Annotated in this window: 9 protein-coding genes; all 9 read right to left on the minus strand. The window is 64.5% G+C overall.

Annotated elements, in window-relative coordinates; all coding sequences use genetic code 11:
* Positions 1-48: 48 nt before the first annotated feature.
* The 9 genes from QZ501_RS00990 to QZ501_RS01030 all read right to left on the minus strand — a co-directional run bounded on the left by QZ501_RS00990 (position 49) and on the right by QZ501_RS01030 (position 13173).
* Positions 49-1449, minus strand: a complete 1401-nt coding sequence (locus QZ501_RS00990) for an amidase (RefSeq protein ID WP_295716520.1) — start codon at positions 1447-1449, stop codon at positions 49-51.
* A gap of 12 nt (positions 1450-1461) precedes the next feature.
* Complete coding sequence (locus QZ501_RS00995; protein WP_295716521.1) at positions 1462-3285, minus strand: long-chain-acyl-CoA synthetase; 1824 nt, start codon at positions 3283-3285, stop codon at positions 1462-1464.
* A gap of 155 nt (positions 3286-3440) precedes the next feature.
* Positions 3441-4274: an NAD(P)-dependent oxidoreductase gene (locus tag QZ501_RS01000; protein WP_295716522.1), complete on the minus strand. Its 834-nt coding sequence runs from the start codon at positions 4272-4274 to the stop codon at positions 3441-3443.
* Positions 4264-6255 carry an acetyl/propionyl/methylcrotonyl-CoA carboxylase subunit alpha gene (locus QZ501_RS01005; protein ID WP_295716523.1) on the minus strand — a complete coding sequence of 664 codons (1992 nt, stop codon included), beginning with the start codon at positions 6253-6255 and terminating at the stop codon, positions 4264-4266. The genes QZ501_RS01000 and QZ501_RS01005 overlap by 11 nt, the downstream gene beginning before the upstream one ends.
* 271 nt (positions 6256-6526) lie before the next feature.
* Positions 6527-7339 carry an enoyl-CoA hydratase-related protein gene (locus QZ501_RS01010; protein ID WP_295716524.1) on the minus strand — a complete coding sequence of 271 codons (813 nt, stop codon included), beginning with the start codon at positions 7337-7339 and terminating at the stop codon, positions 6527-6529.
* Positions 7339-8505: a citronellyl-CoA dehydrogenase gene (gene atuD / locus QZ501_RS01015; RefSeq protein WP_295716525.1), complete on the minus strand. Its 1167-nt coding sequence runs from the start codon at positions 8503-8505 to the stop codon at positions 7339-7341. The genes QZ501_RS01010 and atuD overlap by 1 nt, the downstream gene beginning before the upstream one ends.
* 190 nt (positions 8506-8695) lie before the next feature.
* The gene (locus QZ501_RS01020) at positions 8696-10312 is read right to left on the minus strand and encodes an acyl-CoA carboxylase subunit beta (RefSeq protein ID WP_295716526.1); all 1617 of its coding nucleotides are present in this window, start codon (positions 10310-10312) and stop codon (positions 8696-8698) included.
* 5 nt (positions 10313-10317) lie between these two features.
* Positions 10318-11190: an SDR family oxidoreductase gene (locus tag QZ501_RS01025; protein ID WP_295716527.1), complete on the minus strand. Its 873-nt coding sequence runs from the start codon at positions 11188-11190 to the stop codon at positions 10318-10320.
* Positions 11191-11379: 189 nt separating this feature from the next.
* A complete protein-coding gene (locus QZ501_RS01030) occupies positions 11380-13173 on the minus strand; it encodes an acyclic terpene utilization AtuA family protein (RefSeq protein ID WP_295716528.1) in 1794 nt (597 codons plus the stop codon).
* Between the last annotated feature and the right edge of the window lie 23 nt (positions 13174-13196).

Consider the following 13196-nt stretch of genomic DNA (forward strand, 5'->3'; position numbering starts at 1 on the left):
GGCCCAGGAACCATCCCAACAGGCCCGCTCGGGTTAAGCGTTCCCTGTTCAGAAACAGCTCTGCTCACTTTCCAGTTCATACCCCAGCTCGAGTAGCAACCGCTCCTGCCCGTGCCCGGCGGCCAGGTGGACGCCGATGGGCAGGCCGGCTTCGGTCCAGCCCATGGGCATCGACAGCGCTGGGCCGCCCGCCGTGTTGCAGTAGGGCGTGAAGCTCACGTAGGCGGAGAGGCGCTCCATCAGGGTGTCGTAGGGCACGTCCGGGTGCAGCCAGCCGAGCTCTGGCGTGGTGTGGCCGAGCACCGGTGAGAGCAGGATGTCGTAGTCCTCGAAGAAGCGGGCGTACTGACTCCGGGTGCGCTTGAGCCGCGTGATGATGGCCGGCAGGCGGTGCATGTTGCGGCGGAAGCGCTGGTAGAGCCCACGGCTCAGTCCGTCCACCTGGTCTGCGTCGAAGCCCTTGCCGAAGGCGAATCGCCCCCCGCTGGTAGCCAGGAATGAGAGCATGCCCCAGTAGTGCTTGAAGTCCTCCGGGAACGAGGGATCCACCGGTGGGGCCACGGGCTCGATCCGGTGGCCGTTGAGCTCCAGCTGGTGGGCGGTGTCCTCCACGGCGCGCCGGGTGGCCTCGTCGGTCGGGGTGCCGTTGATGGAGTCCGGCATCAGGCCCACACGGCACCGCTTCTGGCCCGGCCCCTGGACATGGCCGATGGGCGGTAGTTTGCGGTTGCGGTGCACGCGTTCCATTTCGGCATGAAATAGAGCAGTGTCACGGACCGTGCGGGTGACCACGCCTTCGCTGACCACATTGATCGGTAGTGGGCGGGCGGTTTCACTGACAGCATGGCGCCCGCGTGTGGGCTTGAGCCCGACCAGGCCGCAGCAGGCAGCGGGAATGCGGATGGAACCACCGCCATCGTTGGCATGGGCCATGGGGACGGCGCCAGCCGCGACCATGGCCGCGGAACCACCTGAGGAACCGCCGGTTGAGAATGCCGGGTTCCAGGGGTTGCGGGTCGGCTCGTCGTGGGCCGGTTCGGTGGTGGCGTTGAAACCGAACTCGGGGAGAGCCGTCTTGCCAAGCAGAGTCAGGCCTGCAGCCAGGAATTCCTTTGCGTAGGCGCCGTCGTGCCTGGCCGGGTGCGGCTGGATGGCGGCGGAGCCATGGCGGCTGGGAATCCCCTGGAGGTCGGTGTTGTCCTTGAGCAGTGACGGGATGCCGGACAGGCTGCCGTTTCGACCCGGGGTACTTTGCCGTGGCTCGTGGAAGCATTCCGCCACCAGAGCGTTAAGCTGTGGATCCAGCTGGCGCAGGCGTTCGATGGCGGCCCGGGTCACGTCCTGCTTGGAAACCGTGCCTCGTTTGAGTCGTTCCTTCAGCGCTACCGCATCATCGTTGCCCAGGGCATCGTCCTGGAAGGCATGGATCTTCGGCGTTGGATCTGTCATCGATACTCTCCCTCAGAAGGCGATCTCGCCGCGGTCGATGGCTGCCACGGTGGCCTTGTCCAGTTCCTGGTAACCGTTGCCGCCCGGCAGTAGCGCGAACACCTGATCGCCTTCGTCGCCCGGGTGCCAGGCCTGCTTCTGGAGGTCGGTTTTCTTGTACTTGAAAGTGCCGGTGGTCTCGATGGCTTCGGTCAGCCGCAGGAAGACAGGCACCGCGTAGGGCGGAAGGTTGTCTTTCAGATAGCGGTGCAGGGCATCCAGATCCGGTGCCTGGTCGCGCGGCACCAGGGTGGCCATGCCCGCCTTGCCGTCATGGCCCGGGATGGCCACGCCGTAGACGACAATGTCCTCAAAGCCCCCGAAGCCGTCGATGATGTTCTCCACTTCGTTAGTGGAGACGTTTTCGCCCTTCCAGCGGAAGGTGTCGCCCATGCGGTCGACGAACTGCAGGTGGCGCCAGCCGATGTCGCGCATTATGTCGCCGGTGTTGAACCAGGCGTCGCCTTTTTTGAAGGCGTCCCGGATGATGGACTTTTCGGTGTCCTCCTTGCGGGTGTAGCCCTCGAAGTTCCATTTCTGGTTGATCTCGCCGATCAGCAGGCCGGGCTCGCCTTTTGCGACTTCCTGCAGCTTGCTCTGGTTGTCCCGGATGGGTTCCTTGGTGCCTTCCTTCACCTTCACGAGCTTGTAGGGTGCCGTGGACATGCCCACGGTGCAGTCGAGGTTGAAGACGTTGGTGAACCCGATGTTGCCTTCGCTGGAGGCGTAGAACTCCGCCACCTGTTCGATACCGAAGCGTTCCTTGAACTCGTTCCAGATGGAAGGACGGAGCCCATTACCGATCATCTTACGCAGTGGATGGTTGCGATCCTGGGAGGTGGCTGGCTGGTTCAGCAGGTAGCGGCAGAGTTCGCCCACGTAACCGAAAGTGGTGGCGCCGTAGTAGCGCACGTCATCCCAGAAGCGGCTGGCACTGAACCGGCGTTTCATGACCAGTGATGAGGCCCCGGAGAGCACGGAGCCCCAGCATACCAGCAGTGCCGTGCCGTGGTAGAAGGGCAGGCTGCAGTAGAGCACGTCGTCTGGCGTCATGTTCAGGGCCATGAGCCCGAAGCTGCCGCTGGCCTTGAAGAACTTGCGGTGGCTGCTCGGGGCTGCCTTGGGCAGGCCAGTGGTGCCGGAGGTGTAGATGTAGACGGCGGTGTCGCCGAGCCGGGGTGGGTCCTTGGGCGCGGGATCCAGTGTATCGACGGTACTGATGGCCTCGGCGAGATTGGTATAGCCCTCTGGGGCGTCGCCGAAGTCGCTGCGGGCATCCCGGTCGGCAAGGTACAGCAGGGTGTTGTCACCCTCCGGCGTGACGCGGTCCCGTATGGCTTCAAACGTGTCCAGGAGTTCCTCGCCCACCACAACCTTTTCCGGCTCGACCAGACCAATGCTGTGTACGAGGACGTCACCTTTCTGCGAGGTATTGAGCATGGCGCAGGCAATGCCCATCTTGCCCGCGCCGGTGACGACCGCCAGGAGTTCCGGGCGGTTCTCAAGCAGAACGCCAATGGTGTCACCGCGTTTCAGGCCCTGGCTGCGGAACCAGTGGGCGTACTGGTTGGCCCATTGGTTGAACTGGTGCCAGGTGAGGGTCTGCTCGCCGTAGTGGATGGCAGCGTTTTCGCTGTGGCGGCGTGCGTTGCGTTCGACGAAGGTGCCGATGCTCTGGGCCTTTTCGTCGTCGCTCATTGAATAGTAGTAGAGGCCCCGGGCCATGTACGGAGCCTTGCGGATGAGGCCGGGGACTTTGCGGATGACGTCGGTGGCTCGGATCTGATCCGTGGTCATGGGGCTCCTTCAAGTTGTCTGCGGGGCGCCGATCGGGGGCAGTGCTCCGGGAATCGCCACGAGTACATCCCTGTAGGCTGCTCTTCCGCCATCCCTGGCTCCAGAGCTTCCCGGATCACTGCCCCCGGCCGGCACCCTCGGAGTCTTGTGTCGTGTCAGTCGTCGAGGAAAAAGTCCTTCATCAGCTCCGGCCCGTTCGGGTCATAGCGATAGTGCTCCAGATCGCTCACACCCTCTTCCGCCAGCACATCGTCATCGATCAGGCACTGCCCGGTGGTGCGCGAGGGCGGGCGCTGGAGGATGGCCGCCGCCGCGTCGCCCATGATCTCGGGTTTACGGCCTTTCGCCATCAGGTCCGGACCGCCCACCTCGAACTCGATCGCCGCGGTGGCGATCAGCGTCCGTGGCCAGAGCGCGTTCACTGCCACGGGCAGCTTCCGGAACTCTTCCGCCATGCCAATGGTCAGCATGGACATGCCGTACTTGCTCACCGTGTAGGGGGCGTTGCTGGCGAACCACTTCGGGTTCAGGCTGATGGGGGGCGACAGGTTCAGGATGTGACCGTGGTCGGATTCGCGCAGCCAGGGCAGGGCGGCCTGGGAGCACACGAAGACCGCGCGGGCGTTGATGGACTGCATCAGGTCGTAGCGCTTGACTGGCAGGTCCGCCACGCCCTGCAGGCGGATGGCGCCGGCGTTGTTGACCAGGCAGTCGATGCCGCCGAAGTGGTCCGCCGCTTTCTGCATGACCTCGGCGACCTGGTTCTCGTCCTGCACGTCCAGCTTCAGCGCCAGCGCGCGGCTGCCTTCGGCTTCAACTTCCTCGGCCACTGTGTGGATGGTGCCGGGCAGCTTCGGGTGCGGCTCGTCGGACTTCGCGGCCACCACGATGTTGGCGCCCTGCCGGGCGCAGGCGAGGGCAATGGCGCGGCCGATGCCGCGGCTGCCGCCGGTGATGAGGACCGTCTTTCCGTTCAGGTTACTTGTCATTGTTGCTCTCCGCGTCGCGTGAGGCGTCGGCCGTGACGGTCATCAGGATCTGGCGGGTGCGCACCTGGTCGCCGGTGCTGACCCGGACCCCGGTGATCTCACCGTCGCGATCGGCCCTGAGTGGGTGTTCCATCTTCATTGCTTCCAGTACCGCCAGTGTCTGGCCGGCCTGGACCCGGTCACCCTCGGTCACGCTCACTTCAACGACGGCGCCATCCATTGTGGCGCGCACCTCGCCGCTGCCCTGTTCGTCGGCCCGCCGGGCCGGAGCGTGGGTCGTGTCCTCAAAACGCAGGGCGCGACCCTTGGCGTGACAATATAGGGTTGATCCGACAATCTGATATTGGCTCTTCTGACGCACACCGTCGAGGGTGACGACCAACTCATTCGCATCCTGGGACTCAATCCGCAGCTCATGGCGGGTTTCACCGACCTGCGCCTCGATCAGGCCCCGCTGATCGGTCAGTCGGACCCACTGCTGTCCCTCACCGGTCGCCAGCTGGATCGGGCAGGCACTGGGCAGGCTGTTGCTCCAGCCTGCGTGATCCTCAAGGGGGCCGGTGATGCCTGTCCGGTAAAGCATGAGCGCCGCCAGGGCCAGCTCCGCGGTTGTGGGGTCAAGCGGGGAAAGGCTGGGGTCGCCCTGGAATTCGGTCTCAAGGAAGGCCGTGGTGGCCTCGCCGGCGGCAAAAGTCTCATGGGCGAGAATGCGGGAGAGAAACCAGGCGTTGTGCGTGACGCCGAGCAGGACCGTATCCTCGAGGGATCGGATCAGTCTGCGCCGGGCGCTGTTGCGGTCCTGGCCGCGTGCCACGATCTTGGCGATCATTGGGTCGTAGTGCGGCGTGACCGCGTTTCCCTCGCGGATGCCGTCATCCACGCGGATTCCGTCACCCAGAGCGGGGCGCCAGCGGTGGAGCGGGCCGGTCTGAGGCATGTACCCCTGGGCGGGATCCTCGGCATAGAGCCGGACTTCGATGGCGTGGTCCTGAATGCGGACATCCGACTGCTGCAACAGCAATGGTTCGCTCTGGGCGACCCGGAGCTGCAGTTCCACCAGGTCCAGTCCCGTGACTTCCTCGGTGACTGGGTGCTCCACCTGAAGGCGCGTGTTCATCTCCAGGAAGTAGAAGTTCTGCGCCTCGTCCACGATGAACTCCACCGTGCCGGCGCCCACATAACCACAGGCCTGGGCGGCCTTCACCGCCGCATCGCCCATGGCCTGACGCATGGATTCATCGACGAACGGCGAGGGCGCTTCCTCGACCACTTTCTGGTGCCGGCGCTGGACGGAGCAGTCCCGTTCCCCCAGGTGGATGGCATGACCCTGCTGATCCGCGAAGACCTGAATCTCGATATGTCGTGGCCGGACGATCGCCTTCTCCAGGATCAGCTCCCCGTCGCCGAAGGCCGACTCCGCTTCCGAGCGCGCCCTGGCCAGCTCATCCGCCAGTTTGTCGGGCTCATGCACCAACCGCATGCCCCGTCCGCCACCACCGGCGGATGCCTTGATCATCACCGGGTACCCGATCCCATCGGCAGCCTTCTGCCAGGGCGACGGATCCGTCTCCGTGCTCTGGAAGCCCGGCACCGTCGGTACGCCCGCCTCGGCCATCGCCTCCTTGGATCGCCGTTTGCTGCCCATCAACTCCATGGCATGCGCTGGCGGCCCGATGAAGGTGATCCCGTGTTCCGCGCAGGCCGAAACGAACGCCGCGTTCTCCGAGAGAAATCCATACCCCGGGTGCACCGCATCCGCCCCGGTCAGGCGTGCCGCCTCCAGGATGGCTTCAATGTTCAGGTACGATTCCCCCGCCGGTGCCGGCCCCACGCGAACCGCTTCATCCGCCATCCGCACATGCGGCGCGTCCCGGTCCGCATCACTGAACACCGCGACCGTCCGGTACCCCAGCGCCTGGGCCGTCCGGTTCACCCGCACCGCGATCTCGCCGCGGTTTGCTATCAATAGTTTGTTGAACATCCGACCTGCACCCATAAAGGTGATCTAATTGGTGTTCTGTAGGAGCGAGCTTGCTCGCGATCCTGGAAACAATCGCGAGCAAGCTCGCTCCTACAGTATTTCTCGTAGCGTTTTCCAATGGTTTTCGGGGTGTCGGTGCGGGGGAGGTCTTTCAGGGAGACTCGATGACAGGATGTCATCGCGCCAGCGCCCATGGATGGGTTCACAGCGGTCCCTGAAAGACCTCCCCCGTGCCGACACCTGCAACCAACTCAACCATCTGGAGACGACGCTATTCCTCAGCCCACGAAGGCTTCCGCTTCTGCATAAACGCCATTGTTCCCTCCTGGCCTTCATGCCCCCGAACAGCCCCTGCAAAATCCCGAGCCGCCCGATCCAGCAACTCATCCAGCGGCTCACTCTCAACCGCCAGCAAAAGCTCCTTGGTCATCTGCGAAGCCCCGGGCGCACAATGCCGGATCCGCTCCAGCACCTGCCTCAGCTTCTGATCCAGCTCCTCACCGGATTTGGCAAAGTCATGTACAACGCCAAGCCAGAACGCCTCGCTCCCATCAAACCGATGCCCCGTCAATGCCAGCCGCCGCGCCTGGGTCAGCCCGATCCGCCGCACCACAAAGGGCGCAATCTGCGCCGGCGTGATCCCCAGTGTTGTCTCCGGTAGCCCGAATTTCGCGCTCTCCAGGCACAGGGCGACATCCGACACACAGGCCAGCCCGAAACCGCCGCCCATGACGGCGCCCTCCAGTACCGCGACCGTCGTCTGCGGCGCCGACTCCGTTTCGCTTAACAGATGCCCAAAGGCCCGGTTCAGCTCAAAGATCGGATCACTGCCATCCTCCGCCTTCTGCCCACGCGCCGAGGCCATGTCCTTCACATCACCCCCGGCACAGAAGTGCCCGCCGGTGCCGCGCAGGACCACGGCCCGCACCCCTGTGTCGTCGCGAATGGCGGCAAACACCGAGCGCAGCTCGTGGACCATGGCCAGGCTCATGGCATTGCGGCTGTCCGGCCGGTTGAGGGTGAGATGCAGGATGCTGCTGGACCGTTCCAGTTTCAGCGTCTCGCACTCGGGGAGCGTGGCCATCACGAGTCTCCTTTCTGCTTGCCGGGCAGCGTGCCCATGAGTTTGCAGATGATGCCGAGCATGATCTCGTCGGCACCGCCGCCCACCGAGACCAGGCGAACGTCGCGATAGGCCCGCGAGACCGGGTTGTCCCACATGTAGCCATTGCCGCCCCAGTACTGCAGGCAGGCATCGGTCACCTCGCGGCCCAGACGCCCGGCCTTGAGCTTGGCCATGGAGGCGAGCTGGGTGACGTCCTTCTGGGCCACGTGCAGTTCGCAGGCCTGGTAGGTGAGGGCACGCAGCGCCTCGATCTCCGTCTGCAGCTCGGCCATGCGGAAGTGGATGGCCTGGTTGTTGATCAGCGGCTGGCCGAAGGTCTCGCGCTCGCGGCAGTAGTCGATGGTTTTATCCACGCAGCCTTCCAGTGCCTTGATGACGTTGGCAGCGCCCCAGAGGCGTTCCTCCTGGAACTGCAGCATCTGCATCATGAAGCCGGTGCCTTCGGCGCCGATGCGGTTGCGCTTGGGCACGCGCACATCGTCGAAAAAGACCTGGGCGGTCTCGGAGGAACGCATACCGAGCTTGTCCAGGTGCGGCGCAACGCTGATGCCGGGCGTGTCCATGGGGACGATGATCAGGCTCTTGTTCTTGTGCGGCTTGTCGTCGCTGGTGTTGGCCAGCAGGCAGATGAAGTCGGCGCTGGGCGCATTGGTGATCCACATCTTGTGGCCGTTGATGATGTAGTCGTCGCCGTCGGATTTCGCATTGGTCTTCAGGCCCGCGACGTCCGAGCCCGCGCCGACTTCGCTGACGCCGATGCAGCCGACCTTTTCCCCGGTTATGGATGGCCGCAGGAATTCCTCTTTCTGCTCGGCAGAACCGAAACGGGCCAGTGCCGGAGTACACATGTCGGTCTGGACGCCGATGGACAGGGGCACACCACCGGCGGCGGCGATGCCGAATTCTTCGGCGGCGACGAGGTTGTAGCTGTAGTCGAGGCCCATGCCGCCGTATTCCTCGGGTTTCTGGATGCCGAGGAGACCCAGGTCGCCGAGTTTCTTGAAGATCTCGTGGATGGGGTAGCGGCCGTCGCGTTCCCATTCGTCGCAGTTGGGGGTGATTTCTTTTTCGACGAAATCGCGGACGGTTTTTCTGAGGGCCTGGTGTTCTTCGGTGAATTGCATTGGGTTCTGGCCTCTGTCTTGTCTCTAGACTGGTTGTTGTGTACCGGGCTCTGAAGTGGGGGAGTCTTTCCGGGACCGCTGTGAACCCATCCATGGGCGCTGGCGCGATGACATCCCTGTCATCGAGCCTCCCGGAAAGACTCCCCCACTCCAGAGCCTTCCAAACGTTCAGGTAGCGCCGCCGTGGTTCTCATAGGCGCGCCACGCCAAAACTATTCGATTGGAGCTCGCGCTCATCACCTTCCTGGCAGATCGCCAGCGCCTCGCCCACGACCCGGCGTGTGTCCCTGGGGTCAATCAGTCCGTCATCCCAGAGTCGGGCAGTGCCAAATAGGGAGTGGGAGCCGTCGTTGAGTTTCTTGGCGGTAGACTGCTCCAGTACATTTAGTTGCTGTGGGTCGGGCTCGACGCCGTTCTTGCGTTGTTTCTCTTCGGCCACGATGCGCATCACCTTGCCGGCCTGGGCGCCGCCCATGACGGCGGTGCGGCTGTTGGGCCAGGCGAAGATGAAGCGCGGGTCTAGGCCTCGGCCGCACATGGCGTAGTTGCCGGCGCCGTAGGAGCCGCCCACGACCACCGCGATGCGGGGCACCCGGGCGTTGGTGACGGCCTGGATCATCTTGGAGCCGTGCTTGATGATGCCGTTCTGCTCGGAATCGGTGCCGACCATGAAGCCGGTGGTGTTGTGCAGGAACAGGAGCGGCGTCTGCGACTGGTCGCAGAGCTGGATGAACTGGGCGGCCTTGGCGGCGCCGCGTGGGGTGATGGGGCCGTTGTTGCCGATGATGCCCACGGAGCGGCCGTAGACCTCGATCCAGCCGCAGACGGTCTGGCTGTCGAAATCGTTCTTGAAGTCGAGGAAGCGTGAGCCGTCGGCGATGCGGGCGAGGATTTCGCGTACGTCGTAGGGCCTGCGGCTGTCCGCCGGGATGACGCCGGGTAGTTCATCCGGGCTGTAAAGCGGCTCTTCCCAGGTCTGTGGCGCCCGTGCCGGCAGGGTCTTGTTCCAGTCGAGGGTGGCCATGATTTCGCGGGCCTGGCGTACGCCGTCGGCGTCGTTCTCCGCCAGGTATTCGGCGGTGCCGGCGACCTCGCTGTGCATCTCCGCGCCGCCGAGCTCTTCATCGGTGGCGACCTCACCGGTGGCGGCCTTGAGCAGGGGCGGGCCGGCCAGGAACATCTTGGACTGGTTGCGCACGACGATGACGTAGTCGGACAGCCCCGGCTGGTAGGCGCCGCCGGCGGTGGCGTTGCCGTGGACCACGGTGATCTGGGGGATACCGGCGGCGGACATCCGGGCCTGGTTGGCGAAGCCCCGGGCGCCGGGCACAAAGATGTCCGTGGCGTAGTTGAGGTTGGCGCCACCGCTTTCCGACAGCGAAATCACCGGCAGGTTGTTCTCCATGGCGATTTCCTGGGCCCGCAGGGTCTTATCGAGGCCTGCCGGCGTGATGGTGCCGCCCTTGATGGCGCTGTTGCTGGCGGAAACCATCACGCGGGCGCCGCCCACGTACCCGATGCCGCAGATCATGCCGCCGCCGGCCATGGAGCCGTCCTTGTCATCGTGCATCTTGTAGCCGGCCAGCGGGCAGATTTCGAGGAAGGGGCTGCCGCGATCCAGAAGCAGGTTGATGCGGTCCCGGGGCAGGAGCTTGTTCTTCTGGTTGAACTTCTCCCTGGCTTCTTCCGCCTTGTCGCGCACCAGCCGCTCGACAGCACGGAAGGTCTCGATCTCTGTCTGCATGGCCTCGGCGTTTTCGGCGAACTCCGGGCTGTTGGGATCGATGGTGGATTCAATCACCTGCATGGCGTTCAGTCCTCGTCGTCCTGGAGTACCCGGGGCGTCACCGCCCGGTGGAAGCCGTTGAAGGCTTCATTGTTCTTCGCTTTCGGCAGGGGCCAGACACTTCCGCCCTGGGAGGCACCGCCGTCGATGCGCAGGGTGTCGCCGGAGATGAAGCGGGAGCCGGGGGAGAGCAGGAAGCAGATGGCGCTGCTGACCTCGGCTTCGGTACCGATGCGCTTGCAGGGCACGGCCTCGCGCAGGCCACGGATCCAGGACTTCATGCTGTCCGGGTAGCTGTCCATGCCGCTGGAGGCGATCCAGCCCGGGGCGACGGCGTTCACGCGCACGCCGGACGCGCCCCATTCCACGGCGGCGGTCTGGGTGAAGTTCACCATGCCGGCGCGGGCGGCCCCGGAGTGGCCCATGCCGGGCATGCCGCCCCACATGTCGGCGACGATGTTCACGATGGCACCACCCGTTTTCGTCATGCTCTGGTTGTAGACCTCGCGGGAGACGAGGAAGCCGCCGGTGAGGTTGGTGCGCACGACGGTTTCCCAGCCTTTCTGGTTGATGCCGGCCAGCGGCGAGGGGAACTGGCCGCCGGCGTTGTTGACCAGGCCGTGGATGGGGCCGTGGTCCTTGATGATGCTTTCGATGACGGGTTTGACGGCGTCTTCGTCGCGGATGTCGCAACTGTAGGGATGGGCGGTGCCGCCATCTTCCCTGATTTCATCCGCGACGGCCTGGACTTTTTCGAGCTTGCGGCCGATGAGGATGACGTTGGCACCCAGGGCGGCCAGTTCATGGGCGGTGCAGCGGCCGATGCCGGAGCCGCCGCCGGTGACGATGATGGTCTGGTTCTCGAACAGGCCGTCTTTGAAGATTGATTGGTAGCTCATCGGGTTTTTGTCTCTTGTCCCAGGTCTGGTTGTTGGTTGCATGCCCCAAATCGGGGCTTCCGACGTTTGGGGTGGCGCTAACCTGCCTCTTCGCTCCTACACATTTCATTTTTTACCTCGGTTGCGTCACCGCGAAGCTCGCAGCACTCCCCACTTTGGCGCCTCCTCCGAGCCGGCATGCTGCAGTAATCACGGCAGCAAACTCGAAGGCACAGCCACAGGAATCTCCAGTAACTGCTGCGCAAAGGCCTTCCCTTGGGGATCGATTCGCAGGCTGGCCACGCCGCCGCCTCCCAGGCTGTGTTTCAGCAGAAAATTCAGGGCGTTGATGCCGGGCATGTGCCAGCGCAGGACCTCGCCTTTTTCCGGGTCCAGTGTGTGTCCCATCCATTCGGCTACCCGCTTCTCAGTAAGCGCAGCCGCAATCCACGGCAGGTACTCCGGGCGGCGGGCGACGATGCCGATGTTGCAGTGGTCGCCCTTGTCGCCGCTGCGGCCCCAGGCGAGGTCGACCAGGCGGACGTCGGTGTCGGCGTTTCCTTCCGGGGCCGGTACGTCCACGGGTTCCGCGACTTGATCCCGTGAGAAGCCGCCTGTCTGTGGTACTGCCACTTCGGTCTTATCACCGTTGAGTTCCACGCTCACCGATACCTGCTCCTTGGGCACCAGACAGGAGTAAAGCCGGATCTTGGGCCAGACAGTGGGGCGGCCGCCGACGATGCCGGTCAGGCCCGGGGCCATGCCGGTGCCGGCCTGGGCGATTTCGCGGGAGAAGATGACCAGGGCTTTCTTGTCCGGGTGGGTGGCGCTGATCTTGATGACCACTTCGCGGGTGTCGCCGTGTCGGCCCTGGGGGCCGTAGGTGGTTTCGGTGCCGAGCAGTTCCACGCTGGTGTCGCTGTAGGGGGCGTAGCCCTGTTCCTGGATCAGGCGTTCGGACTTGCGCAGTATCGCGCTGGCAACCGCTTCGGCTTTGCTGGCGGCATCCATTCCGGCGAGCAGGAAGGTGACGGTGCACTTGTGGCCGTCGGGCCAGGTGCCGGCGACCTTGTAGGTGTGGGTCGGGGGCAGGCCGCGGGCGCCGCTGATGCGGACATGGTCAGGGCCGATTGTCTCGATGGTGACGTTGGTGAAGTCGCAGATGACGTCCGGCAGGTAGTAGGCACGCGGGTCGTCGATTTCGTAGACGAGTTGTTCCGCCGCGGTGCCGAAACTGACTTCGCCGCCGGTTTCCGGGGGCTTGGTCAGGGTGAAGCTGCCGTCCGGACCCACCTCGGCGATGGGGAAGCCCATGTTGTCGAAGCTCTCGGCGACGCGTTCCCAGTCGGTGAAGTTGCCGCCGGTGGCGTGGACGCCGCATTCGATGAGGTGGCCGGCGAGGCTGCCCTGGGCGAGACGGTCGTAATCGTCGAAGCTCCAGCCGAATTCGTGCATCAGGGGCGCCAGGACGACGGCGCTGTCGGCGACGCGGCCGGTGATGACGATGTCCGCGCCCTGTTCCAGCGCCTGCACGATGCCCGGGGCACCGAGGTAGGCGTTGAGGCTGACCATCATGTCGGGCAGGGGGGCGCCGGTGTCGATTTCGGTAATGCCGGCCTTCGAGAGTTCGCTTTTTTGTGGCATCAGGTCGTCGCCCAGCACCAGCGCGATCTTCAGGTCCAGGCCCTGTTCATCCACCAGGGCCTGGAGGGCATCGCGGCAGGCGGTGGGGTTCACGCCACCAGCATTGCTGATGACTTTTAGGCCCTGGTTGCTGACCTCCCCAAGAAGCGGCCCCATGACGGTATCGACAAAGTCCCGGGCATAGCCTTGGCTGGGGTCCTTCATTTTCTGGCCGGCCATGATTGACATGGTGATTTCGGCCAGGTAGTCGAAGACCAGGTAGTCCAGGTTGCCCTTTTCCACGAGCTGGCGCGCGGCGGTCTGGGTGTCGCCCCAGAAGGCGGCGGCGCAGCCGATGCGCAGTGACTGGGGGGCGCTCATGGTGGTGGTCCTCTGTGTGCTTG

This window comes from uncultured Halovibrio sp. (assembly GCF_913056445.1).
GTDB lineage: Bacteria > Pseudomonadota > Gammaproteobacteria > Pseudomonadales > Oleiphilaceae > Halospina > Halospina utahensis_B.

Coding starts and splice junctions, on each gene's coding strand:
- QZ501_RS00990 (WP_295716520.1), bottom strand. CDS start 1,449: ATGACAGATCCAACGCCGAAGATCCATGCCTTCCAGGACGATGCCCTG.
- QZ501_RS00995 (WP_295716521.1), bottom strand. CDS start 3,285: ATGACCACGGATCAGATCCGAGCCACCGACGTCATCCGCAAAGTCCCC.
- QZ501_RS01000 (WP_295716522.1), bottom strand. CDS start 4,274: ATGACAAGTAACCTGAACGGAAAGACGGTCCTCATCACCGGCGGCAGC.
- QZ501_RS01005 (WP_295716523.1), bottom strand. CDS start 6,255: ATGTTCAACAAACTATTGATAGCAAACCGCGGCGAGATCGCGGTGCGG.
- QZ501_RS01010 (WP_295716524.1), bottom strand. CDS start 7,339: ATGGCCACGCTCCCCGAGTGCGAGACGCTGAAACTGGAACGGTCCAGC.
- atuD (WP_295716525.1), bottom strand. CDS start 8,505: ATGCAATTCACCGAAGAACACCAGGCCCTCAGAAAAACCGTCCGCGAT.
- QZ501_RS01020 (WP_295716526.1), bottom strand. CDS start 10,312: ATGCAGGTGATTGAATCCACCATCGATCCCAACAGCCCGGAGTTCGCC.
- QZ501_RS01025 (WP_295716527.1), bottom strand. CDS start 11,190: ATGAGCTACCAATCAATCTTCAAAGACGGCCTGTTCGAGAACCAGACC.
- QZ501_RS01030 (WP_295716528.1), bottom strand. CDS start 13,173: ATGAGCGCCCCCCAGTCACTGCGCATCGGCTGCGCCGCCGCCTTCTGG.